Genomic DNA, 24729 nt, shown 5'->3' with positions numbered 1-24729 from the left:
AAAAGAAAGCAGCTGCCGATAAGGTCAGCTGCTTTTCTGTTTGTAATTGAAGAGGTTCTACGACCCAACTTCTTATCGCAACGAACAGAAGATACTTGCGTCTAATAACTAGTTGGAAAAATATGAAAGGAGTGGGATAAGAAAGATGAAGGCATCATTTTCACATCAGCCTGAAAGGTACGAATGTCCATTTTGTCGGATTTGGGGTATCGAGCGACCTGATGAGGGAAGAAAACAAAGGGATATCATCTATCAGAATGAAAACGTAACCGCATTTATAGCGGGCAAATGGTGGCCAAACAATAAAGGACATGTTCTTATAATCCCTAATCAACATTTCGAGAACATCTTTGAACTCCCAGCGGAGTACGCTGTTGAAATTCACCGCGCGGCTCAGCTTACAGCATTTGCAATGAAAAGTACATATGGATGTGAGGGGATTTCGACGCGGCAACATAATGAGCCTGCTGGTAATCAGGACGTGTGGCATTATCATCTCCATGTATACCCCAGATACGTGAATGATCAACTTTATCTGTCAAAAGGTTCTCAATCCGATCCAGATGAACGCGCTTTCTATGCGGATAAGTTGCGTTCTTGGATAAAGGAAAATATTTAAGGTCTTCAGCCTACCTTTTTTCGTTGAGTTGTTGGGCAGATAGGGTTTATGAATTTGATATTCATGATAGAATAAGATTGAATTGGACAAAATAAGTAGTAGATTTCTTGTTATAGGGGGAAACTAATGGAGACCTTTGTAGAATTTATAGCACGCATCGATAACCCGGAGCACCAGGCACGAACGGAAGAAGTATTGAACTGGGTCACTGAAAAATTCCCGAATTTAAAGCAAAAAATAGCTTGGAATCAGCCGATGTTTACCGACCATGAGACCTTTATTATTGGCTTTAGTGTATCCAAGCAACATTTGGCTGTTGCTCCCGAGAAGGCAGGAATTATTCGTTTTTCGGAAGAGATCACGCAGGCCGGTTATGATCACACCAAAGAGTTGGTGCGGATGAAGTGGAAACAGGAGATTGATTTTTCGTTGCTTGAGAGAATGATCGAGTTCAATATAGCGGATAAGGCAGATTGTTCAACATTCTGGCGTAAATAAATAGCGATAAAAAAGAAGACCCCCAACTTCCGAATGCGGAAAGAGGAGGTCTTCTGTATTTTAAGCAAAAGCGATTATTGAGCACCTACTACGGGGTGAGGTACATAAGGCTCTTCAAGGAATGTTACGTCTTCTGAGGTCAACTTAACGGAAAGAGCACCTACCGCATCTTCCAGATGTGGTAATTTGGTGGCACCGATAATGGGAGACGCTACAGTGTCTTTTTGCAGTAACCAAGCAAGTGCAATGTGTGTACGAGGGACACCGTATTTTTCTGCGATGGATGCAACTCGCTCAACAACAAGTCGATCCGCATCGCTTGTCGCATTGTATTTGGATTTCTGAATTTGGTCTGTCTCGGATCGCAGTGTTGATACGGACCAGTCACGGGTTAACCTGCCTGAAGCAAGAGGACTGTAGGGAGTCACACCAATCTTTTCTTCCTTGCATAAAGGCAGCATTTCTCGTTCCTCTTCACGGTATATGAGATTCAAGTGGTTTTGCATGGAGACAAACTTGGTCCAACCATTTTTCTCTGCTACATGCAATGCTTTTTGGAACTGCCATGCAAACATGGCCGAAGCGCCAATATATCTCACTTTACCGGACTTCACCACATCATGTAAGGCTTCCATGGTTTCTTCAATAGGTGTATTGTAGTCCCAACGATGGATGATATACAGATCGACATAATCCGTTTCCAATCGTTTCAGGCTTTTATCAATCTCACTCAGGATGGCTTTTCTGGAAAGGCCAGAGCCGTTAGGCCCTTGATGCATTCGTCCGTGTATTTTGGTTGCAATGACAACCTCATCACGATTGGCATAATCCTTTAATGCCCGACCAAGGTATTCCTCACTTGTACCCAGAGAATATACATTAGCTGTATCGAAGAAATTAATGCCTAAATCCAGCGCTTTTTTGATAACGGGGCGAGAGTCTTCTTCATTCAGTACCCATTCATGGACCCATTTACTGGCGTCCCCAAATCCCATACATCCCAGGCAAAATCGAGATACGTCCAAGCCTGTATTACCAAGTTTTGTATATTCCATATCATCTTCAAATCCTTTCTAATGTTTATTATTGCCACCTGTAGGGTGACCTATTTACACATTATTATGTCATAACGTATCAACTAACCTGTACCACATTTCTATCAAAGTTTTGCCTAATCCTATCACAATCTCTGAATCTGAATCAGTTGAATCCATTGAGGTTCTCATATAAAAAGGAACAAGCCACTCGTTTCTCCAATGGAGATTCAAATGGCTTGTTCATAAAATATTATTTAATCATTGTTTGATGAATCCAATCGCTTATTTTGGTTAATTTAAGATTGGCTTTGATGTTATCATCCAACTCTTCATACCGTGGAAGAAGATCGGTATGCCCATCAATCCATTGGTACAATCCTTTAAGACCTGCTGCTGTCTCACTTCCCAACAAAGGCTGAATCGCTGCTTCAAAATGATCAAAAGGTAGAGACATGAAGCTGATTTTTTCACCTAATACAGCACTGAATTGTTCCGCTAATTGTGCACCTGTCAGAGCTTCTAATCCGGGTGCTGGGATAATGCTTCCTGCCAATTCCGAATGAGTCAAGGCATAATAGTGGAATTGAGCTGCATCGTTTAAGCTAATCCAGGAGATCGGCTTGTCTGCTGGTACCGGGTAGGCCAAAACGCCATTGTTCAGTATTCCGGGAATCAGGAAGTTTTCCAAGTATACAATGGGTTCCACAATGATATATGGAAGACCACTTTGCTGCAATTCATGGATAACTTCACGTTTCAATTCAATTCCTTTGGAATGGGTGATAGGGTCAGGAACATAGGTACCCGTGTTAACTACAATTAATTTAACGTTTGCCTGTATAGCAGCATCAATTGCATTTTTGGTATATTGTCTGATCTTATCCGAATTGAACTCCACAGGCAGGTTTAGGAATACTTTACTTACACCTTCATGCGCCGTATGGAGCTGTTCCACATCTGATAGATCCCCGATGAAAGCTTCAATGTTTTGTTCCTTTAGTGTTTTGGCTGTTGCCTCATTTCGAGTAATCGTGCGAACCTCACAACCGTTTTGAACGAGTAATTGAGCGACAGCGCCGCCTTGGGAGCCCGATGCTCCATATACTAAAAACCGATCATTCTGTGTCATAGTGGTCAATAACTTCCTTTCAATATGTGATTGGAATGGATGAGTTAACACTCAGCATTGACCTCAGCATAACGGATTAAGAATAGGAGCGTAAGTACGCACATTAATGATATAAAGTATCCCTTGAGATACTATGGGAAGGCGTTTTACATATGTTTCGATCCCCAATCACCTAGCTGAAACAAGATCGAAGTCAGGCTTTGTCCTTTTTCTGTAAGGGAATATTCGACTTTAGGCGGAACTACAGGGTGGGTAACACGGTTTATCAAACCAGCTTCTTCAAGTTCTCGTAATTGCCTGGTTAACGTGCGATGCGTAATGGGGTCAAGCATTTTCTGCAATTCATTGAATCGAATTGTTGAATGGCGGATGAGTCGGTTTATAATTAATAACTTCCATTTCCCACCAATCATATTGACTGCAAACTCAACAGGACACCGGTCCTCCACAGGTTCTATATTCATGTTTATGTATCCCTCCCAAAAGCATCAACTCATGTTTCATGTTTCGTTTATTTTATCGAATTAATAAAGGGGTGTATAGCTTACAGCGCATTCAGGGTATGAACCATGCCTAGGGCATAAAAAAAGATGCCCCAAGTGTAGCTCAAGGGACATCTTAATTATATATAAATTATTGTCCAATTCAGACAGAGAAGAAAAAAAGCATTGAACGTGAAAAAAAGCCATGATATAATCTATAGCGCAATTGACGTTTCGATTAAATATAAAGGGTGAATCATTATTTCTCCTAATTTAATTTTACATCCGACATTCCGATTTGTCAATGCTCTTTTTTTGGTCCTAATAAATGGAAAAGGGAGTGGACTTATTCATGGATAAAACAAACGAATGGAAGTTGGAAGAGGAAAGACTGGTGCAGGTGAGGAACAAACTTCAGGCACGACTCGAAGAGCTGGAGCCAAAGGTTGCCGGACTGCATGAACAGGCCGCCGAAATTCGTAAACGGTTCTGGGAAGAAGTGACGATTAACACGGGTTCGTACACGGATTTTGAAGATGCATTCTATACCATTAATCAGCAATCCAGAGTGTTGGCCGAGAGGGAGCGCGGGCACAAGCTGTTAACACAACAATGGAAAAATACAAAGAGACTGCTTCAAACGCCGTATTTTGGTCGTTTCGACTATAAGGAAAAAGGCATGACATTTACTGAACAGATCTACATTGGCGTATCATCTTTCATGGATGAGGATGGATTGAACTTTCTAATCTATGACTGGAGAACGCCAATTGCGAGTCTATACTATGATCACTCTACCGGACCAGCAGGATATGACACACCTTCAGGAAGAATCGAGGGCAAGATGGAGCTCAAGCGTCAATTCCAGATTCAACATGGGCAGCTTCTTAGCATGTTTGATGCAAATGAAACGATTGGTGACGAATTGTTGCAGCAAGTGCTCGCCAAGGGTGCAGACTCACAAATGAAGAGCATTGTAGCAACCATCCAGAAGGAACAAAACGCCATTATCCGTGATGACCGAAGCCGAATGCTTATTGTTCAGGGGGCAGCTGGCAGTGGCAAGACATCGGCTGCGTTACAGCGAGTCGCCTACTTACTGTACAAACACCGCCAAACCGTTAAAGCAGATCAGATTGTGCTTTTCTCGCCGAATCCGATGTTTACCAGTTACATCTCGACCGTACTCCCGGAACTTGGTGAAGAGAACATGCAGCAGACGACTTTTCAGGAATATCTGAACTATTGGTTGGATTCCTCTTTACGACCAGAGGATACCTTTGATCAGATTGAATATGTGCTGACAGCCCAAGAAGATCAAGCTTATGAGGCTCGTCTGGAGGCGATCAAGTACAAAGCTTCCGAGACGTTCCTGCAGGTGCTCCAAAGCTACGGCACGTGGCTAGGGCGAGAGGGCATGCGGTTCAACGGCATTCAATTTCGGGGACGTGAATTCATCACTGCAGACCGAATCAAGACCCAGTTTTACAGTTTGGATCAAAATCTTACCTTGTCCAACCGTATTCTTCTTTTGCAGGAATGGTTGCTGAGAGAACTCGTGACGCTGGAACGTCTGGAGCGGGAAGCAGACTGGGTTCAGGAGGAGTTGAATTATCTGGACACAGATGAGTATGTGGAAGCTTTCGGCATGTTGCACAAGGAAAAGGCTGTATTCGATGTGGCGGAAAAATATGCAGCTCGTGAGAACGGGAATAACAGGGCGGGGCAAGATGAGGGTGCCTTTGACTTTGCAGAGCGGGAAGAGGAACTTCTTCGTCAGAAACTGGTCAAAGGTATGTTTAAACCGTTAAGAAAGAGTGTGCGCAAATTCCAGTTTGTGGATGTGAAAGGCATATATGAACAACTATTTGTAGATGAAGCCGCTTATCGGGAACAAACGAATGGGTCAATCCCGCCGCAGCACTGGCCTGAGATTTGTAAACAGACCAAGGCAATGATTCTCCAGAACAAGCTGTTCCATGAGGACGCTACTCCTTATTTATATGTAAAAGAGATGATCGAAGGCGTCCGGACGAACACGGAGATTCGTTATGTCTTCGTGGATGAAGGCCAGGATTATTCGGCGTTTCAGTATGAATATCTCAAGAAACTGTTTCCTCGTGCCCGCATGACGGTGCTGGGGGATTTCGGGCAAGCGATCTTTATGCAGGCTACGGATTTGGCAGCATCCAACTCGCCACTGGTTCACCTTTACGGAGAAGCCGAAACTACATTGATACGCCTGGTACGCAGTTATCGTTCAACCAGAGAAATTGTTGAATTCACGAAATGCATGCTACCAGGGGGAGAAGAGATTAGACCGTTTGAAAGGGGAGATCAGAAGCCTCTTTTAACAAAATTGAAAGACGATAAGCTGCGTGGTGCGCAGATTCTCGCAGACATCGCCTCGCTCAAGGCTGAGGGGTTCAATTCTATCGCTGTGATTACGAAGACCGCGGCTGAAAGCCATGACGCCTATGAAAGGTTACGAAGTCAAGGCGGCGAAGGGTTACAGCTCATAACAAAGGACACACAGATTTTTGAAAAAGGAATCATGGTTATTCCTGTGTATCTCGCCAAAGGCGTCGAGTTCGATGCTGTCCTGGTCTACGATGCTTCACCAGAAGCTTACAGCCAGGAATATGATCGCAAGCTTTTGTACACAGCCTGCACACGGGCCATGCACCGACTTCATCTATATACAACTAGCGAATGGTCACCGTTTGTGCAGGCGTTATCTGCGAATCTGTATGACACATATGAACACGAGTAATCGTGAAGCGTTAGACGTTGTTGTAAAATTTTATTGTAGAACAGAGAAAGAAAAGACAATGAAAAAGACCCACCGACTAAGGTGGGTCTTTAAGTCTATCTTGAAGCATTTTTAAAATGCTTAAGAATTCCCTCGGATTCCTCTAAACGCATCAGAGTTACGCGATAATATAAGGTTTATCCTTTAACTGCACCGGCAGTGAGGCCGCTGACGATATATTTTTGCCCGAACAGATACAGGATAAATACAGGCAGCGAAGTGAGCACGAGATTGGCGAAGATCAGGTTCCAGTCCCGGCTATATTTGCCGTAAAAATTGTAGATCGATAGTGGCATCGTCCAGGTGGAACTGTCGGTCAGGAAGTACACCGGAATCGTGATGTCATTCCAGACGGACATGAACACCATGATCGCTACCGTTGCGTTAACGGGCAGGATGAGGGGTGTGACGATGCGGAAAAACACCCCGAACACACTTGCACCTTCCAGAAATGCTACTTCGTCCAGCGCTCGTGGAATGGTTTTGATGAACCCACTATACAAGAATACACTGAAGGCCGTATTCAGCGCGGCGTAGATCAGGATGACACTTGTGATGCTGCCGTAGAATCCTAAACCCTGTACGACCCGTATGGTCGTAATAATCGACATTGGCGCAATCAGCCCCATGAAGAAATACATGTAGATTGTGCCGGATAGTTTGGTTTCCCGACGTGCCAGAATGAATGCTGCTGCCGAAGAGGCAACGATATTAATGATGGACGATACGCCAGTAATCAAAATGCTGTTGAAGAACGCTCGCGACAGTCCACCTTCCTGGAAGACACGAACATAGTTCGAGAACTGCCATGTTTCAGGGAAACTCAGGGAGAAGCTGAGCACTTCGGCGCTAGTTTTGAATGAACCAAAGATCAGAATGACAAGCGGCAACAGAACGATAAGGGAGGCCAGAATCAGGAAACCTTCCACGATATAGTTGCGGATGGCGAGTTTGCGTGTATAGCCCATGTTATTCCGTAACCTCCTTACGCCGCATGAAGATCAATAGCGGTATAGCAATAATGGTAACGACCACGAACAGAAGGGTGTTGACCGCGGTACCGAGTCCCCAGTTGCCTTCGCCGAAAGATCGCAGAATGATCGTACCCACGACCTGGGAAGCGTTACCCGGGCCACCACCGGTCATAACATATACTTCGGAGAATACTTTGAGTCCACCGATCAATGTCAGCATGAGGTTAATGTTAATGGCGGGCAGTAAGAGTGGTAGTGTGATTTTGAAAAAACTTCTCCACGAACTTGCGCCATCAATCTTGGCTGCTTCGTAATATTCTTGAGAAATGGACTGCAGGCCCGCCAGATAGATGGCCATCTGGAACCCGGCACTCTGCCAGATCGAGACGATAGCAATCGTCCAGATGACAATGGATGGGTTGGTCAGCCAAGCTTGGCTTAACGAATGTAACCCAACAGATTCCAATAAATTGTTAATCGTACCTTCGGTACGCAACATGGGAGTGAACAGAATGCTGATCACAAGTATGCTGAGAATGGAAGGGGAGTAGAAAATCGCACGCAGAAGGTTCTTCGTTCTTAAACGCATGTTAAGTCCTACAGCCAGCAATAGACCGATAACGTTTTTGCCAACTACAGTGACGATCGCAAATATCGCCGTGTTTTGCAACGCCAGTATAAGCGTTTTGTCCGAGAAAATTTTCTTGAAGTTATCCCACCCGATAAACTTCAGCTCCAGCCGATCCAATCGCCAATCCGTGAATGAGTAATAGAAAGCGGCGAGAGCAGGCACAACGAAAAAGATGGAGTAGATAATCAGTGCGGGAAATATCATGTAATACGAATACAAATTTTTAGTCCTTTTCATGTCTCACACTCCGTTATAGCTAGGCAGCATAACGTTCGTCCATGTTATGCTGCCCTTGTATTTCACTCTTTTAGAAACCAGCTACACCTTTATCCTGCATCAGCTGACTGAACTTCTCATCCCAGGATTTCAGTACTTCTTCCGGTGACAATCCACCTGCAAATTGATCCTGTAACAACCGGTACAGTTCACTGCGGTCGACTAACATGAATGCGTCCGTTGTTAGTACCGTTTTCTTCGGCGTAATATAGTTGTCTACAATATCCTGCTTGTAAGCGGGTAATTCCGGTGTTGTGACGTCACTGAAATTGGATACATAACCTTTGGAGTCCACGATCTGTTGCGCAACTTCCTTGGAAGCGATGTAGTCCAGGAACTGTTTGGCTTCTTCCAAATGTTTGGACTTCTTCGGAATGAACAGTTGTCCGCCGAGTGGACTTGCACCCAGACTGGCATTGTCTGCCGATGGGATCGGGAATACGCCCAGTTCCATGCTTGGATCTTGCTCAGCCACGCCTTCAATCAACCAATCGCCCATAAACATCATGGCAACTTCCTTGTTCAGGAATTTACCTACGGCCATGTCGTAGCTGTCACTAAGTACATCGGTGTTGGTGTACCCTTTGGTATACACTTCATACTGTTGTTCGAGGAATGTTTTGAATTCCGGAATGTCGGACCATTTTTTCTTGTTGCTGTTCAAGTCATCGAAAAACGTTGGTTCATTTTTGGCTACAAAATCGGCAAAAGCCGCTGCAGGCCAGATGTTGGCAGCCCAAGCATCTTTGTAAGGCATGAATACAGGTGTAATGCCACTCGCTTTAATTTTTTCACAGATCGCCAAGAATTCTTCGTAGTTCGTTGGAAGAGACAACCCGAGTTCTTCAAAGATTTGTTTGTTATAAACGACCCCTTGCATCCCGGTATCTTGGCTGACATGGAAGCTGTAGAGGTGTCCACCAGAAGAGAGGACGTCTTTGTTCACAATTCTGCTCGCCCAAGGCTCGCTATCCAGAATCTCGAAATTACGTTCAAGGTTAAGGTCCGTGACTGCGCTCGCCAGGTTGTACTGAATAATGTCAGGTGTTTCATCTACAGCCAGCTTGGTTTGAAGTACCGTCGTCGTTTGTTCGGCTGGAATCAGCTGCAAATTAACGCGAATATTCGTTTGTTTTTCGAATGCATCGAGAATGTCTTGCTGAATGAAGGCAGAGTCCTGAGAACTTTTAGAGATCGCCAGCTCCAGTGTGACTTTGCCACCCTTACTGTCCCCGCCAGCAGCTGTACCGGAATCTGTGCCTCCTGATCCACAAGCGGTTAACGAGATGGATAATAAACTGGCCAGAATAATGGAAATCGCCTTTTTTCTTTTTATTGTTTTCAATGCAAATCCCCCTCTAAAACGTGTAGTGAATCCGTTTACAAGTCCGATTATAGATTCTTTTGTCTCCCCGGTACATGTCTGTGCTTGAACGTTGATGTGTAAAATTCTGAACTTGAAATCGCTATCATTTCACGGAGTACCGTGATAGAGTAGACATGAATGTAAGGGATTTCACATCATGTCGGAACAGGAGGGGACCTCAGAGAATGGCGAAGCTCATACATAAGGCAACTCAATTCAGTTTGCAGACGAAGGTGTTTTTGACGTTTCTTGCTCTGCTTTTGTTTGTGTTGGGCTGTTTTATCGTGTATGTAAATGTGATTGTTATTCGCCCGCTCAAACTGAAAACGGAGCAGGATACGCTTGTGACTGCTACGAAGGTGAGAGAGCAGGTTGATCTATACGTAGAACAACAGAACCAAATGTCACAGCGAATATTGTCCAGCAAGGATATTTTCGCAGCCATGGACAAGAGCTCCTCAGCTCATAGTAATTATGAAAGGCTGAAGCAGATTCGGATCATCAAAGACATCATGTTTCAGGCCATCGGGCCCAGTATGAATATCATGGACATGTCCATCTATGACAAGCAAGGCGTTCTCCTGACGTCATATCTGGGTTCGGGCAATCCTCCGGCGATTTTGAACACCATGATGAAGAGTAGCCAGATCGGGCGGGAATGGACGGAAAGCGGTTTTGTTCTGTTGCGGCAAGCCGATACCATTTCCTTTGTTCGTACAATTAATGATCAGAACGGCAAGGTGTATGGATACCTAAGTATTCAGATGGAACAGGCCTATATACAGAACCTAACGGAAGGCATAACTGCAGGTGATGTCTATATTCTGAATGAACAAGGGGAGCAGATGACAGGCTCGGAAGCGGGTGTGACATTTGCTAATTGGTCGAAGCCTACATCAGACGAGGGACTGGTGGTCGACAAAGACGACAATTATATCACGCATTCTATATCACCCAGTACAGGTTGGATCACGTACATCATGACACCCAAAAAATCCGTGCTGGGCTCGATCCATTCAGTTCAGACGATGTCCATTCTGCTGATTACGGCACTGATGCTGGTTTCATTTGTGTATATATTCTTGTCGACACGTAACCTGCTGCTGCCTATCCGCAAGCTACGCAGCCAGATCTGGCGTATGAACTATAGCAATATGAATCTGAAAGTGGATGAAACGCCGAAGAATAATGATCTGTTATTGCTGAATGAAGCCTTTCAGGATCTGATGGAGCGGCTACAGCAATCCATTGACCGTGAAAAATCAGCACTTCATGAAGAAGTAAAGGCTCGTAATTCGGCGCTGCAAGCCCAGATTGCTCCTCATTTTATTCATAACGTTCTATATCTAATTAGTATTGCTGCGCAAGAAGGGAAGACCCAAGTCGTATCGGATATGTGCAAACATCTCTCGGACAGTCTGCGTTATATTGTCTCTTCACCATACGCACATGTGACCTTGGCTGAGGAGCTTCAACATACGAGACATTATTTGTCTCTTGTACAACAAAAGTACGAAGAGGATCTGGAGTGGGACATCTGTGCGGATGAGTTGGCGAACGAAATCCGGTTGCCTCGTTTGGTCATTCAGCCATTTGTGGAAAACTGCATTGAACATGCCTTTGCCAACACTGCGCCGCCTTGGCGTATCCAGATTACCGTGAAGCAATATAACGGATTATGGGCTTTGGAGATCAAGGATAACGGGGAAGGCTTTCCACCGGGTAAGATTCAGGAGATTTTAGCCAATATTCAGAAATCGGGAACCGGAATGAACCAGACTGCCGATCGTGCCACAGCCCTTGGTAACATGGGCATTATCAACAGTGTCAATCGACTCAAATTAATGTATAACAACCGGCTCTTTATTAATATATTTAATAATCATACGGAAGAGGAACATGGAGCAACGATTCAGATCATCGGCTCACTGACGAGAGATTTTTATTAGCAAGGAGGTACAGACGGTGTATAACGTTATCATCGTTGAGGATAGCAAACCGATATTACGTAATATTAAAATGCTCTTGGAAACACTCAACTTTCCGATTCGCGTAGCGGCTACGGCAACGAATGGGGAAGAAGCCTTGGCAGCGTTAAAGCAGGAACCGATTGATCTGCTGTTGACCGATATTCGAATGCCGAAAATGGATGGCTTATCCCTGATAGAGCAAGCCAAGCTTGCCAACCCAGAGCTGAAGGTCATTCTGATTAGCGGTTATAGCGATTTTGAATACACTAGAAAAGCATTGAACCTGAAAGTATTTGACTATTTGCTAAAACCTGTGGAGCGAGAGGCACTGGAAGAGGTCATGGGTCGGGTAATTGACCAATTTGATCAACAGATGTCCAAGGACTTGCTGGATTTGCAGGAAATCATTCATCCCCAATGTGAAACTGCACTGAAACAAGGGGAGACGTTTCCGCCTTTTTTCAGCCAGATGATGATCATTATGAACAAACAGCCCTTCACCGCAGGACATGAACGATGGGTACAGGTGGAGTATGAAGCTGTAATGCAGGATTTTTTTACATCCCATGCATGTCGAGTATACACCAGTCAAACCCCGTATCAATTTGTCGCTTTCGTCAACAAGAGTGCACTCGACTTGTACTCTTCCGTACATGAATGTCTTGAATCGTTGCGTCGGCATCTGCTTGCACATGACTATGATGGGATAATTGGAGGACAATTGCTGTACGCTGAGTCTGGTAATCTGCCAGAACTCTATCACCGCATGTCGTCCATTGTGTCTGGACAGCAACGGTTGAAACAAGGATTAGCGCTGGATACTGGGAATCCGGTGTCGATGGCCAGATCCGAGACAGGCTGTCTGGATTCGGTGCTGGAATCTGCTTTTGTACAGATGATACAGGCTCGTCAGAAAGAACGATTTACGCTCAAGCTATCCGAATTGCTGAATCGCTGGGCAGAGGGAAATGTACATATGACCGAGGTGGAGCGGTTTATCGGATTGATTGTAGACACGTTCGCTCATCTGTACGAGGAACAGGGGTCGGGCATGAGATTGGGTCTGGAGCTTCGAGCAAGACAATTCGCTCAGGCACATTCCTACGATGATTTTTGCCGGGAACTGACGGAATGGACGGGACAGTGCTTCGATATGCTGCAATCCCACGTTCGAAAAAGTAAGGCGATCCTGTTCGAGCAGATTGACGATTATGTAAAACTGAATAAATACTCTCCATTGTCAATCAACGACATTGCCATGAAATTTCACGTTAGCCCGTCGTATGTCAGCAGAGTGATCAAAAATGCAACGCAAATTACGTTTGTTCAGTATTACACCCAGCTTCGCATTCAAGAAGCCTGCAGACTGATGGGAAGTCAACCGGACATGAAATTCAAGGAAGTATCCGATCTGCTGTCGTTCAGTGATCAGCATTATTTCTCGAAGGTGTTCAAGGAATATACGGGGCAAAGTCCTACGGAATATAAACAACAGATGTCTGGTAGTAAGACCCAATCATAGCTAACAAACCCTTTTTATCTATGGTATAATACAAAACAAATACGGCTTGTTACTGAATTCATTCAGGCAATACCTATGTATATACATGCTCAACGTTTCTTTGGGTGTGTGTATATATGGGTTTTTTTGCGTTTACTTGCTGATTGATTCTACCAAAATGAATAAAGAGAGGGCGATTCATTTGAAAAAGGTAAAGAAAGAAAGTTCATTTTTGAAGAAAGGAGGAACCGTTTTACGTTTGATGAGCACCAGACTAATTGCAGCTTTCCTTACGGTACTTATCATCCCAACTGCACTTATCGGATATTTTTCATATGATAGTGCCAAAAATCAGGTACAACAAAAAATGACAGATCCCATCAATACCATTTTAACCATGACAGGGCAGCACATTAACAATCTGGTCGGGGAAAAAGCAGAATTATTGAGTTATATCGACAGCATGTATGGCTCCGCTGCCAGTCAGGCGAACAATGAAGCGGTACAAGTAGGAATCGACCAATTAACTGATACATATCCAGATATTCTGGGCATAACCATAGGCAACGACCAAGGCGGTGTTATTTCATCTCCAGCAATAGCGGATGCAACATACGATCCGCGCAGCACAGAATGGTATGCCAATGGTGGAAGTAACAATGGATCACTCTATTTTTCGAGTATTATGAAAGATCCGGGATCCGGGAAGATTTATGTAGAGATTTCAAAAGCTCTGTCGAATGAACAAGGTGTAGCAAGTATTAAACTTGATCTGGAGCGATTAGCAAATGAAATATCGAATGTGGATGTAGGAGGCAATGGAAGTCTGATTGCGGTGGACTCCAATCGAACAATTGCAGCTTGGTCCGGTGCCATTGTAAAAGGTGGGGGAGGAGAGCTCGGCGGAGCACTCATCGAGGGAATTCCAGTCCATCCGAATACAGCTTCAAGTTCCGATGAACCGATGGCATTCTTCCAATTTGTTAGAACGGATCTGGCGTATGATTTGGAGGTTTATAACGGTGTTAATGCGTTGACCGGTTGGAATGTCATTGCTTTGATGGGGCATGAAGACTTTATCGCCGCAGCGAAACCTATTATGGTATCGAGTCTAACCGTCATTGCTATATCTGTATTGATTGCAGCAGTAATCATATTCTTTATTCTGCGATCTTTTATCGTACCTATGCAAAAACTGCGAAAGGCCACCCGCAGCGTAAGCGAAGGGAATCTGTCCGAACGAGTGAATCTTAAAACCGAAAACGAATTTGGTATGTTGGCAAATGATTTTGATCAAATGACCAGTTCCCTTCAATCGGTGGTTGCTGAACTTCATCAGACATCATCGTTGTTAAGCCATTCTTCACAAATGATTCAGGAGAGCACAGAACAAACGACTCAATCGGTTCAACATGTGGCTGAAACCATGCAACAGACTGCCGAATCAGCTATCATTGGGGCGGAAAATTCCGAACAGACAGCAAATGCAGTCGAAGAGATGGCCAGAGGCATCGGTACAATCGCAGAATCTGCGAGTGCGATTGTGGATTCGGCTGAAGAGACGGAGCGCGCTGTCGCTAACGGTGGCAAAACCATAAACCAGGTCGGAGAACAAATGGAACATATTCTCGGAGCTGTTGAAGAAACCTCGGCACTGATTAACGAGCTGTCCAGTCTATCCGCCGAAGCCAATCGTATGAATGCAGCGATTGCGGATATCTCTCGGCAAACTAATCTTCTGTCACTGAATGCTTCTATTGAAGCATCAAGAGCAGGAGAACACGGAAAAGGGTTTGCTGTTGTTGCAGGCGAGGTACGCACGTTATCCATGCAATCCAAACAAAGCGCGGATGAGATTGGCGCAACCATTGGTAAAATGCTCGATCTGATTGCGAAATCCACGTCCCTTATGAATGATAAAGTTCGTAATCAAGTTGGTGAAGGAATGCGGATCAGCCAAGAAGCTTCTGCAACCATATCCAACATTGAACAATATACAACGCATATCGTGGATCAAATTCAGGATATTTCCGCTGTCTCAGAACAGCTGTCAGCCAGTACGGAAGAAGTCTCGGCTACCGTTGCCGCGATGAGTCATATCTCTAAAGTGTCGGCTGACAGTGCCCAGACGACTTCAGCAGCAGCCCAAGAGCAAATGGCGGCGATGCAGGAGATATCCGCATCATCTGCACAACTATCCAAAACAGCTGAGAACATGCAAGAATTGGTTCGCCGGTTTAAGCTCTAGAGTAGATGTATGTAAGTGTGTAAGAAAACGTGTAACGCCAAGGCGCTCCCAAACGGAGCGCTTTTTTTGCGCTTAGTAAGATTAGTAAGAATGTGACGCCTCATCCCCAAACATATCCTTTTGATTCTTTTTTCGGAAACTGCGCGGTGATTCACCGACGGTTTTGGTAAATAAAATCGTAAAGTAATTGGGGTTATCGTAACCGACCAATTTGGCTATTTCCCATATCTTTTTGTTGGTTGAGACTAATAATCGAGTGGCTTCACCCATTCTTCGTTGAATCAGGTAGTGATAAGGCGATGTGCCATAGTGATTTTTATACATATGAATTAAGTAATAAAAATCGATATGAAATTGATCTGCCAATTCCTTGAGTTTAATGTTTTGCCGATAGTTGGTATCCAAATAGTCCTTAATGCTCTCAGCTAGGGAATTGCTCCGGACACTCTCTCCATCAGGAAGCTGCTGACGGGACAGCCGATCAATGATCAGAAGTATAGCTTTCAACACATGCCCAGAGATCGACTCGTATCCATGTTCCCGGATTGAAAATTCATTGAAGAGAGTCTGCATTAACGAATGGAGTTCATCGGAATATCGGTTGGCTCGAATAATCGGCTCGTTAGAGGGAGGGATGACCCAATCCTCGTGGGTACCTTCTGTAAAACGAAACCCACAATAAAAGGTGGATAAAGGGAATTCAGGATTGGACTTCTCCTCGTGAAGAGTACCCTTGTTATAAATGAGCATATCGCCTTTTTGAGCCCAGTGTTTGGTGCCGTCAATGGTAAACAATCCTTTGCCTTCAGTTACGTAGATAATCTCATGCAGATCGTCATGTTTGTGAGTCGGAAAGCTCCAATGGGGATTGTCGGCCAGCTTTCCTACATAAATAATGGTGCAATCTCCATTTTCATGCAGTTGGCCGGATTCGTGGTGTGTATTCATCTATGTCTTCCCTTCAGAATCTATAATGATAATCTGTGCTGAAATGACAACATACATAATGTTTTGCAACAAAACCACAACAACCTTGATTGTCGTCATGGCATATCTGACAGTACAATTTCACTATCCAAAATGTACTATATATCGAAAGTGGAGGGATGGGAAAGCAGAAAATACATGAATTAATGATGGTAGACAGAATTGAAGCGCTTGCAACAATAGAAAGGAATCGTGAGTATTGATTTATGACTAGAAATAGAGAGAACCTACTTATTTTAACGCTTACGCTTGTCAGCTTTGTATTGGGAACAACCGAGTATGTTATCGTGGGTGTGTTGAAGGAAATTGAAAGTTACATGAAAGTATCACTTGCTGCCGCGGGAATGCTTGTCTCCGGTTTTGCGATTGCATACGCAGTGGGTACACCATTTGCCGTGGCCTTCTTGGCTAAAATATCCAGAAGAAGTTCCATATTGATTGGATTCGGGATCGTATTAGCATTAAATCTGTTGACCGTGTTCTCAACAACGTTCTATTCTCTAATGGCCATTCGCATCGTTTCGGCCGTTGCTTGTGGACTTACGATATCGCTTTCGATCTCGATCGTAAGCGACGCAGTGAACCGGGAGCGAAGAGGGGAAGCCATCGCCTGGATTTTGGGCGGATTTTCTATTGCGAATGTGCTAGGTGTTCCGCTCGGTACATTTATCGGACAACATCTGAGCTGGTCCATGACGTTTGTCGTTACGGCATGCATTGGTGTTGTGCCGTTGGTATTCATGTTTCGTATTCTGCCACGCCGAACGCCAACGATTGCCGGTTCGTTCAGTGATCAGATGTCTCTCTTTTTAAAACCGCGGATATTGCTGGCCTGTCTAATCCCGGTACTGGGAAACAGCTGTATTTTCGTCGTTTTTACGTACATTACGCCACTCCTTAGTGAGACAATGGGCGTGCCAGTACGTTGGATTAGTGCCATACTCCTGATCTATGGCGCCTGCAGCATCCTGAGTAACTGGATTGGTGCCAAAATAGCCAAGGGAGACTTCCTGCCCAAGCTCAAGCGGCTTTTCGTAATCCAAGCGATCCTCTTCCTGGGCATGAGTTTTGCCGTTTCCAATCTGTGGGTCGGCTTGGCATTTCTATTCCTGATTGGATGTGTGTCATCTTCCATGAGCGCGGCATCCCAGTTATATTTGTTTGATGTGTCTGGAGCGATCGCGCCGGGGTCCAAAGCATTCGCATCTACACTCCTGCCTGTGGCAGCCAACGTGGGTATAGCACTAGGCTCCGGTGTCGGCGGGATTGCCGTCAATATGGGTGGTGTACAGTGGGTGCCTCCAGTGGCTGTAATACTTGCGTTGCTTGCTTTTGTCATTACGCAAATATGCCAGCGTTCCATCCAATTGAATTCAGACGAAGCAGCCGCTGTAAAGGCGGCCTAGATAAGATGATTTTCAGACTAATCGATGAATGCATATACATGGTATTTGAACTACAAACAAAGTCGCTGTTATAGCGGCTTTGTTTGTTTTTAGTTTTCCAGCACTCCGGATGTAACGGGTTCGCAGATTATAAAGGTAGGAAAATGCAATAATTCAGTGAATTTGTATATGAAGAGATCTGATAAAATGAATGAAAAGATAGGAGGGGAACCCATGAAAAAGCCGATGATCGGTGTTCTGCCTTTATATGATACAGACAAAAAAAGTTACTGGATGCTTCCAAATTATATGAACGCCATAGAGGAAGCCGGTGGGATTCCAATGATGCTGCCTTTGACAACGGATATCGAGATCATAGCAACTCTGGCTGATGAGTTCGATGGGTTCCTGTTCACAGGGGGACACGATCTCAATCCTGAGCTCTATCATGAGCATGCAGAGGTTGCTTGTGGGGAGTTGTGTATTGAACGCGATATTATGGAGTCGAATCTGTTACAAAAGGTGATTGAGCTTGATAAGCCTGCGTTTGGCATATGCCGTGGACTACAACTATTTAACGTTATTTTGGGTGGAACGTTGTATCAAGACATTCCAACGAGCCTTCAACTTCATGTGAACAAGATCGTTACTCATAAGCAAAGTCCGCCCTATACGAATCTTGTACATGATGTACATATTGAGCAAAATAATCTGTTATACGATATCTTGCAAACCGATACGATACAAGTAAACAGCTATCACCATCAGGGCATTAAGATGTTATCGGATAAGTTAACTGCCGTGGCAGTGGCTGAGGATGGACTCGTTGAGTCGGTGGTTATGCCGAACTGTTCATTTGTTTTGGGCGTGCAGTGGCACCCAGAGTACAGCTACAAAGTAGATGACTACAGTCAGAAGTTATTTGCGGCGTTTGTTAATGCTGCTACATCCCCACGCTATAATATCCATATTGAAGACATAACGGCATAAGAAAGATTTGGAACAGAAAAAAAGACCTCCTGTTTATAAAAACTGAGGAGGTCTTTGCGTTGGTGAATGTAGTCGTGATATCACCATTATATGAGCAGGATTATTTTAATCCAGACTTGGTGTTGGCGTGCTCTTCTGCATGAAGGGAAGCAATCAGCTTCTCGCCTTCAACATCCAGGTTCGGCAGAATGCGATCCAGCCATTTCGGAAGTGCCCAAGCTTTGTCTCCGAAAATAGCCATGATGGCAGGGACCAAGCCCATGCGGATGATGAAAGCATCAATCAGAATACCTACCGCCAAGGTGAAACCAATCTGCTTGATCATGACATCATCGGTGAAGATGAATCCTGCGAATACAGAGACCATGATCACCGCTGCGGCAACGACCACACGACTTACCTGGTTGTACCCATGAACGACGGATTCGGTTCCGCGTTGACCATGAACATAAGATTCCCGCATGGAACTAACCAGGAAGACCTGATAGTCCATCGCGAGGCCGTACAGGATACCTGTCACGATAATCGGCATAAAGCTCAGCAGCGGGCCACCGGTATCGAAACCAAAGAGCGAATGCAACCAGCCCCATTGGAATACAGCAGTCGTGATTCCGAATGTAGCCAGGATACTAAGCAGGAAACCAATCGTTGCTTTGATAGGAACGATGATCGAACGGAATACGAGTAACAGGATGATCAGTGACAACAGGATGATAATGCCTACATAAATAGGGAACACCTGCGCCAGTTTGGCTGACATATCGATGTTAACAGCCGTAAGTCCAGTAACCCCAAGCTTCACATCATAGGTCTGTGCGATGCCGGAATCGGCCGAGCGCAGATCAGTGACCAGTGTTTTAGTGAGAGCATCGTTAGGACCCGTTTTTGGAATGAGACTAAAGATCGCCAAATCTTCTGTCATCCCAAGCGGTGTAACCTGTGCAACGTTGTTTTGACCTTGAAGCTCCATCACCAGACCACCCAAGAGTTCAGGGGTAACTTTTGCGGAAGATTGATTAGGCTCTGCGACCAGAATAAGTGGTCCGTTGAATCCTTCTCCGAAACCTTCCGAGATGGCATCATAGCTCTGTCTTGCGTCCGTATCGAGATTCGCTGAGGAAGCACCAGGGATACCCATTTCCATTTTCGCGATCGGTGTCGCCGCAAAACCAAGAATGACGATGATGGCGATAATGGTAGCCCAACGATTCTTGATAACGAATTTCACCCATTTATCCGCGACTCCGTTGCTAGCGGCTTTAGGCTGTTTCGCGCTCTTTTCACGAGCTTTGGCGGAACAGATGCGTTCTCCTACCAATCCCAGTAAAGCTGGCAGCAGGGTTAAAGCAACGAATACGTTAATGAGCACGGTGGCAGCTGCGACCAAAGCCATCGTAGACAAGAATGTAAGACCGATGACAAGCATACCGCACAGTGCAATAATGACGGTTAATCCGGCAAAAAATACTGCACTGCCCGATGTGCCAATGGCTCTTGCTGTTGCTTCTTTTGCACTCAAGCCTTGATCAATAATCATTCGACGCTGGCGATTGACAATGAAGAGCGCATAGTCGATTCCGACAGCCAATCCAACCATGAGAGCCAGTACGGAAGTGACACTAGGCATTTCAATGAATTTGGAGATCGAGAACGCACCACCAACTCCAATGGCAACACCGAGGAGTGCAGTAATCAGAGGCAGACCTGCTGCAACGACGGAGCCAAGGGTGATCAGCAATACAATGACAGCAATGACCAGTCCGACAATCTCTGCTGAGCCGACTCCAATCGATACGGTTTTGAGTGTTTCGCCAGGCAACACCGTAATATTAGTTCCTTGCTCTACTGTCATAACGGACTGAATAACGGAATCAAATACATCTTGCGTGATGGCAGATTGTTCAATTGTAAATTGGAACTGGAACAGAGCAATACTGCCGTCCGAAGAGATCAGCATTCCAGGTACAGGAACACCATCCACCATCAAAGGTCCATAGGGAGGAGGCGTAGTTGCTGCGGATTGCGCCATATCAGTAGCCTGAGCATTCTGAGCCATTTCCGCCGTAGCACCCGAATTACCCGCTTCAGCTGCGTAGTCTGCAGGGTTAATGACTTTGTCTAATCCGTAAACTTCATTAACACCTTTCATCATGGCCGCCAAACGTTCAGGCGTATCCAACCGCTCGTTGTCTGATGCTTTGAAGACAACACTTCCTTGACCGCCGGAGGCGGCTGGCAGTTCTTTTGCCAATTGATCCAGAACCTTCTGTGACTCTGTACCTTCAATCTTCATTTCAGAACTGATGTGAATACCATTGATGCTGATCATGGAGATGACAATTCCTAGAATTAAAACCCAGCCAATGATGAAGGTTACAGGTTTGCTAAAAGCGGTTTTCCCCACTCTGTATAATAATGTAGACATTTCTCTATTTTACACTCCCTCTAAGATGAATGTGGATGGTTAGCTTGTTCGAATCCTGTTCGCAAATGAGCAAACATGGTTTCTAAAAATTGATCGAACGTTACAGCACCGGGCTTGGTATCTTCAGTAATGACTTGTCCAGGCAGCAATACATTGAGTCTTCCATCAATTAATGGCAGTATGGTGCCGTACATTGCATTAATTAGAAGATAAGTATAAATCTCGTCATGCTTTCCGTTAGATAAGTCTAATAAAGTCTCTTGTGCCTGCGTCTGCATTCGGTGCATGGCTCCAAGGTAATGCGGTTCAAGCACGGGATAGGTCTGGGATAGCGATAGTAGCTGATGAAGTCTTCCTATTAGTTCTGTTGTAAGCTGCATCTTGATCAGGTCATACAGTACGTCAAGCAAGGAGACATTCTCGGGCATTTCGGTAAGTAAAGCTTCGAGTTCCGTTGTATTCTGAACGGATGTTGCGCCTCTTGCTACGGCTTCTTCTTTACATGTGAAGTAGTTTGCAAATGTTCTACGTGAACAACCCACCTGATGCACGATATCTTCCACCGTAAAGCCATCAAGGCCATGTTCAAGCGTAAGTTCAAATGCAGCAACAGCAAGCGCTCTTTCAGTTGCTTCTTTTTTCAAATGTCGCAAGTTTCGTTTGATCATTAGTCTCCGCTTTATGCGTTCACCTCCAGCGCCAATGAGTATGGTGTAATTATGTTTATGATGAGCATACATACTAAGCATGCGCATTGTGAGATTTATCATAACAACAATTTGCCCAATGTGCAAATTTACTCATTGTGCAATTATTTTAATGTTACGAACACTTCGAATGAAAGCTTCAACTCCAAGGGAATGAATGTTAAAATCAGAGAAAAACCTGGGGCGATGACGGGACATGAGTAGTCGTAAACAAAGTTTATTGGAAACAGCACTTGCACTATTTTTAGAGCATAGCTATGCAAATACAACAATCCAGATGATTCTGGATCAATCGGGTGTATCCAAAGGCACATTCTACAAATTCTTCAGTTCGAAAGAAGACTGTTTATATTCAATTATTGATCAGCGTATGCAAGAGGATGTTTTCATTCGTAAAGAGCTTGAGCAAAATCATTACACATCGGATTATGACTTGCTCGTAGATCAGATTGCGATTCCTATGTCTGTACCTAATAAAGAGCGAGTCTGGGAATTATATTGGACGGGCTTTTACTCCGGTGAGATCAACTCAGCGAAACTAGCTACAGTTCAGCTAAATTGGCTGTCTACACGCTTGATTCAGGTGTACGGGAAGGACATCAGCTTGTACGCCAACGAAGGCGCCATATTGTGCTATGGGATATTACATCAGATTGCCAACACTTCGAGAAGTCTAAATACGCAAAAACCAGTATGGAGCGAAGTGGTTCCCAAAGTATTAACGTACATTGAAGTGATATTAAGAACCATGCACCAGAGAAATGAACATATTTTCGACTTTCAGTCTCTCTATTTCCTGAATGCGGATGAGCGTAACCGTGATATGGGACTGGATATTGACACTCTGTTGGAGGAATTGGAAGAGTTCAACAAGCGTGTTCAAAAATCCAAAGAATCTGCACCATTGAAGCAACTTTCGAAAGGGCTTTTGGCGCTTTTACAGGATAAAGAGGATTTAAATATTCCCGTAATCGAAGTTGTACTTCAAGCATTTCACAAAGAGTACAAATCCAGTGCTTTTCAAGCAGAAGCCAATAGACTCACTGAAGCTTGCTGGTGGTTTTTGGAACTGCTGAAACAACGTAATTAATATGGGGGTTGGCTTAAAAGCCGACCTCTTTTTTATGATTTTTATACTTATAATTATCTTTATTATACTAATCGTATATTAGGATAATTCCTGTATAACAGTTGTTTACTGCCGTTTAATCTAGTGGATTTGAAATTAAATATACGAGTAGTATATAATCGGAATGAACATATATTTCCATAGATTTGAAATAACTTCACTTCGAAAGGAAGATTTTTATGAATCATTCGAATAACCAGACATCAGAAAAAGCAGAATTTAATTTGTTTAGCGAAGAAAATAGTAAAGATCCATTTGCCATGTTTGCACAGATGCGTTCCAAAGGCTCCGTTGTACCTATCCCTAATCCGATGGGTGGTGCAGGGCAAACCTGGATTGTAACTCGAATGGACATTGCCATGGAAGTGTTGAAAGATCATTCTCGATTTACAGTAGATATGAACTCTATTGATAGTGGTAATGATATTCGAAAGAATCTCTCAGGTGAGCTTGGTTCATCGGAACCCCAGACCTTTTTTACCGGAAAGTCGATGCTCTTTGTCGATGAACCGGATCACCGAAGACTGCGAAGCCTAGTGTCCAAAGCGTTCACTCCAAGATATATGGAAAGTCTGCGTCCACGCGTCCAGGAAATTGCCGATGAATTAATTGACCAATTTGAAGGAAAGGGAGAGATGGATCTTGTAAAAGACTATGCCTATCCTTTCCCAATCAACGTTATTTCCGAGATGCTGGGTATACCTCTGGAAGACCGACCTCAAATCCATGTATGGTCTGAAGCTATTGCGAAAGGTCTTGGTTTTGGTAAACAGGACCCTGCAGTAGCGCAGCACTTGCGAGCATTCGCAGAGTACACCTCACAGCTTGTGGCGAACAAACGAGTAGAACCCTCAGATGACCTCATCAGTCAATTAATTGCCATTGAGGAGGAGGGAGATCGATTGAATGAAGATGAATTAATATCCATGATCACGTTATTGATATTTGCTGGACATGAGACAACTTCTAATCTGATTGCAACCGGTTCTTATCTTCTTCTGACCCATCCCGAACAACTGGAACAACTGAAACAAGATCTGAATCTGGTTCCTTCTGCGGTGGAGGAGTTGTTACGTTATAATGGACCCGCCACTTCTTCTGGTCCTCGTTATGCAACACAGGACACGGAACTGGATGGACAATCGATTCAAAAGGGAGATGTTGTGATTCCTCTATTGAAATCAGCGAACAGGGACGAGCACCGATTTACTGATCCGGAAGAATTGCATATTGAACGAAAAATAAAACGGCATTTGGCCTTTGGCCATGGTATTCATATGTGTCTTGGCGCTCCACTTGCGCGTGTGGAGGGGGACGTGGCGTTTACTACGCTTTTACGTCGGCTACCCGATCTTCAGCTCCGTGTTCCTCAGGAAGAGATTCATTGGCATGCCGCTTTGTCATCACAGGGACTGGCAGCTTTGCCAGTGAAATTTTAATAGATAACTTAGTGTGACCCACTAGAGTATGACGAATTTTCGTCATACTCTTTATTGGTAATGATGATAGAATGGAATGAACAAGAAACATGTTAATGGATTGAACACTGCTTAATGTAAAAGA

The 24729-nt window shown here is 44.4% G+C and carries 19 protein-coding genes; 10 read left to right on the top strand and 9 right to left on the bottom strand.

What is annotated here, in order from left to right; genetic code table 11:
• The first annotated feature begins 145 nt into the window (after nt 1-145).
• On the top strand, nt 146-619 hold the full coding sequence (locus HF638_RS06655) for an HIT family protein (protein ID WP_169479486.1): 474 nt from the start codon (nt 146-148) through the stop codon (nt 617-619).
• 126 nt (nt 620-745) lie between these two features.
• Entirely contained in the window at nt 746-1117 is a 372-nt protein-coding gene (locus tag HF638_RS06650) for an iron chaperone (RefSeq protein ID WP_169479485.1), read from the top strand.
• Between the two features lie 74 nt (nt 1118-1191).
• Here HF638_RS06650 and HF638_RS06645 read toward each other — a convergent pair whose 3' ends face one another.
• The 3 genes from HF638_RS06645 to HF638_RS06635 all read right to left on the bottom strand — a co-directional run bounded on the left by HF638_RS06645 (nt 1192) and on the right by HF638_RS06635 (nt 3747).
• Nucleotides 1192-2172: an aldo/keto reductase gene (locus HF638_RS06645; protein ID WP_169479484.1), complete on the bottom strand. Its 981-nt coding sequence runs from the start codon at nt 2170-2172 to the stop codon at nt 1192-1194.
• A gap of 232 nt (nt 2173-2404) precedes the next feature.
• Nucleotides 2405-3283, bottom strand: a complete 879-nt coding sequence (locus HF638_RS06640; RefSeq protein ID WP_169479483.1) for an SDR family oxidoreductase — start codon at nt 3281-3283, stop codon at nt 2405-2407.
• A 146-nt stretch (nt 3284-3429) separates the two neighbouring features.
• The gene (locus HF638_RS06635) at nt 3430-3747 is read right to left on the bottom strand and encodes a winged helix-turn-helix transcriptional regulator (protein ID WP_017688544.1); all 318 of its coding nucleotides are present in this window, start codon (nt 3745-3747) and stop codon (nt 3430-3432) included.
• Nucleotides 3748-4117: 370 nt separating this feature from the next.
• Here HF638_RS06635 and helD point away from each other — a divergent pair, with 370 nt between their 5' ends.
• Nucleotides 4118-6538 carry an RNA polymerase recycling motor HelD gene (gene helD / locus HF638_RS06630; RefSeq protein WP_169479482.1) on the top strand — a complete coding sequence of 807 codons (2421 nt, stop codon included), beginning with the start codon at nt 4118-4120 and terminating at the stop codon, nt 6536-6538.
• Between the two features lie 176 nt (nt 6539-6714).
• Here the strand turns inward: helD and HF638_RS06625 are convergent, their stop codons facing one another.
• The 3 genes from HF638_RS06625 to HF638_RS06615 all read right to left on the bottom strand — a co-directional run bounded on the left by HF638_RS06625 (nt 6715) and on the right by HF638_RS06615 (nt 9803).
• Entirely contained in the window at nt 6715-7545 is an 831-nt protein-coding gene (locus HF638_RS06625; protein ID WP_017688542.1) for a carbohydrate ABC transporter permease, read from the bottom strand.
• A 1-nt stretch (nt 7546) separates the two neighbouring features.
• Complete coding sequence (locus HF638_RS06620) at nt 7547-8419, bottom strand: carbohydrate ABC transporter permease (RefSeq protein ID WP_169479481.1); 873 nt, start codon at nt 8417-8419, stop codon at nt 7547-7549.
• A gap of 70 nt (nt 8420-8489) precedes the next feature.
• On the bottom strand, nt 8490-9803 hold the full coding sequence (locus HF638_RS06615) for an ABC transporter substrate-binding protein (RefSeq protein ID WP_169479480.1): 1314 nt from the start codon (nt 9801-9803) through the stop codon (nt 8490-8492).
• A gap of 206 nt (nt 9804-10009) precedes the next feature.
• Between HF638_RS06615 and HF638_RS06610 the strand changes: the two genes are divergently transcribed.
• The 3 genes from HF638_RS06610 to HF638_RS06600 all read left to right on the top strand — a co-directional run bounded on the left by HF638_RS06610 (nt 10010) and on the right by HF638_RS06600 (nt 15543).
• On the top strand, nt 10010-11773 hold the full coding sequence (locus HF638_RS06610) for a sensor histidine kinase (RefSeq protein ID WP_169479479.1): 1764 nt from the start codon (nt 10010-10012) through the stop codon (nt 11771-11773).
• A gap of 16 nt (nt 11774-11789) precedes the next feature.
• On the top strand, nt 11790-13316 hold the full coding sequence (locus tag HF638_RS28865) for a response regulator (protein WP_169479478.1): 1527 nt from the start codon (nt 11790-11792) through the stop codon (nt 13314-13316).
• 241 nt (nt 13317-13557) lie between these two features.
• Nucleotides 13558-15543 (top strand): methyl-accepting chemotaxis protein, encoded by a 1986-nt coding sequence (locus HF638_RS06600; protein WP_169479675.1) that lies wholly within the window; start codon nt 13558-13560, stop codon nt 15541-15543.
• Between the two features lie 81 nt (nt 15544-15624).
• Here HF638_RS06600 and HF638_RS06595 read toward each other — a convergent pair whose 3' ends face one another.
• The gene (locus HF638_RS06595) at nt 15625-16491 is read right to left on the bottom strand and encodes an AraC family transcriptional regulator (protein ID WP_169479477.1); all 867 of its coding nucleotides are present in this window, start codon (nt 16489-16491) and stop codon (nt 15625-15627) included.
• A 245-nt stretch (nt 16492-16736) separates the two neighbouring features.
• Here HF638_RS06595 and HF638_RS06590 point away from each other — a divergent pair, with 245 nt between their 5' ends.
• Both HF638_RS06590 and HF638_RS06585 read left to right on the top strand, forming a co-directional pair.
• Nucleotides 16737-17936 (top strand): MFS transporter, encoded by a 1200-nt coding sequence (locus HF638_RS06590; RefSeq protein WP_169479476.1) that lies wholly within the window; start codon nt 16737-16739, stop codon nt 17934-17936.
• A gap of 213 nt (nt 17937-18149) precedes the next feature.
• On the top strand, nt 18150-18905 hold the full coding sequence (locus HF638_RS06585) for a gamma-glutamyl-gamma-aminobutyrate hydrolase family protein (protein WP_169479475.1): 756 nt from the start codon (nt 18150-18152) through the stop codon (nt 18903-18905).
• Between the two features lie 100 nt (nt 18906-19005).
• On the opposite strand, the gene HF638_RS06580 is transcribed toward HF638_RS06585, so the two are convergent.
• Both HF638_RS06580 and HF638_RS06575 read right to left on the bottom strand, forming a co-directional pair.
• A complete protein-coding gene (locus HF638_RS06580; protein ID WP_169479474.1) occupies nt 19006-21330 on the bottom strand; it encodes an MMPL family transporter in 2325 nt (774 codons plus the stop codon).
• Nucleotides 21331-21350: 20 nt separating this feature from the next.
• Nucleotides 21351-21998, bottom strand: coding sequence for a TetR/AcrR family transcriptional regulator (locus HF638_RS06575; protein ID WP_169479473.1), 648 nt, complete (start codon nt 21996-21998; stop codon nt 21351-21353).
• 235 nt (nt 21999-22233) lie between these two features.
• Here HF638_RS06575 and HF638_RS06570 point away from each other — a divergent pair, with 235 nt between their 5' ends.
• Entirely contained in the window at nt 22234-23127 is an 894-nt protein-coding gene (locus HF638_RS06570; RefSeq protein WP_169479472.1) for a TetR/AcrR family transcriptional regulator, read from the top strand.
• Between the two features lie 218 nt (nt 23128-23345).
• A complete protein-coding gene (locus HF638_RS06565; RefSeq protein WP_169479471.1) occupies nt 23346-24605 on the top strand; it encodes a cytochrome P450 family protein in 1260 nt (419 codons plus the stop codon).
• The last annotated feature ends 124 nt before the right edge of the window (nt 24606-24729 follow it).

The sequence above is a fragment of the Paenibacillus sp. SZ31 genome, assembly GCF_012912005.1.
GTDB lineage: Bacteria > Bacillota > Bacilli > Paenibacillales > Paenibacillaceae > Paenibacillus.
The sequence above is the reverse complement of the archived record's forward strand: the minus strand, read 5'-3'. Positions and strand labels throughout refer to the sequence as shown.

What these genes read in the sequence shown, in the direction of transcription:
- HF638_RS06655 (WP_169479486.1), top strand. Translation starts at nt 146, where the DNA reads ATGAAGGCATCATTTTCACATCAGCCTGAAAGGTACGAATGTCCATTT.
- HF638_RS06650 (WP_169479485.1), top strand. Translation starts at nt 746, where the DNA reads ATGGAGACCTTTGTAGAATTTATAGCACGCATCGATAACCCGGAGCAC.
- HF638_RS06645 (WP_169479484.1), bottom strand. Translation starts at nt 2,172, where the DNA reads ATGGAATATACAAAACTTGGTAATACAGGCTTGGACGTATCTCGATTT.
- HF638_RS06640 (WP_169479483.1), bottom strand. Translation starts at nt 3,283, where the DNA reads ATGACACAGAATGATCGGTTTTTAGTATATGGAGCATCGGGCTCCCAA.
- HF638_RS06635 (WP_017688544.1), bottom strand. Translation starts at nt 3,747, where the DNA reads ATGAATATAGAACCTGTGGAGGACCGGTGTCCTGTTGAGTTTGCAGTC.
- helD (WP_169479482.1), top strand. Translation starts at nt 4,118, where the DNA reads ATGGATAAAACAAACGAATGGAAGTTGGAAGAGGAAAGACTGGTGCAG.
- HF638_RS06625 (WP_017688542.1), bottom strand. Translation starts at nt 7,545, where the DNA reads ATGGGCTATACACGCAAACTCGCCATCCGCAACTATATCGTGGAAGGT.
- HF638_RS06620 (WP_169479481.1), bottom strand. Translation starts at nt 8,419, where the DNA reads ATGAAAAGGACTAAAAATTTGTATTCGTATTACATGATATTTCCCGCA.
- HF638_RS06610 (WP_169479479.1), top strand. Translation starts at nt 10,010, where the DNA reads ATGGCGAAGCTCATACATAAGGCAACTCAATTCAGTTTGCAGACGAAG.
- HF638_RS06600 (WP_169479675.1), top strand. Translation starts at nt 13,558, where the DNA reads ATGAGCACCAGACTAATTGCAGCTTTCCTTACGGTACTTATCATCCCA.
- HF638_RS06595 (WP_169479477.1), bottom strand. Translation starts at nt 16,491, where the DNA reads ATGAATACACACCACGAATCCGGCCAACTGCATGAAAATGGAGATTGC.
- HF638_RS06590 (WP_169479476.1), top strand. Translation starts at nt 16,737, where the DNA reads ATGACTAGAAATAGAGAGAACCTACTTATTTTAACGCTTACGCTTGTC.
- HF638_RS06585 (WP_169479475.1), top strand. Translation starts at nt 18,150, where the DNA reads ATGAAAAAGCCGATGATCGGTGTTCTGCCTTTATATGATACAGACAAA.
- HF638_RS06580 (WP_169479474.1), bottom strand. Translation starts at nt 21,330, where the DNA reads ATGTCTACATTATTATACAGAGTGGGGAAAACCGCTTTTAGCAAACCT.
- HF638_RS06575 (WP_169479473.1), bottom strand. Translation starts at nt 21,998, where the DNA reads ATGATCAAACGAAACTTGCGACATTTGAAAAAAGAAGCAACTGAAAGA.
- HF638_RS06570 (WP_169479472.1), top strand. Translation starts at nt 22,234, where the DNA reads ATGAGTAGTCGTAAACAAAGTTTATTGGAAACAGCACTTGCACTATTT.
- HF638_RS06565 (WP_169479471.1), top strand. Translation starts at nt 23,346, where the DNA reads ATGAATCATTCGAATAACCAGACATCAGAAAAAGCAGAATTTAATTTG.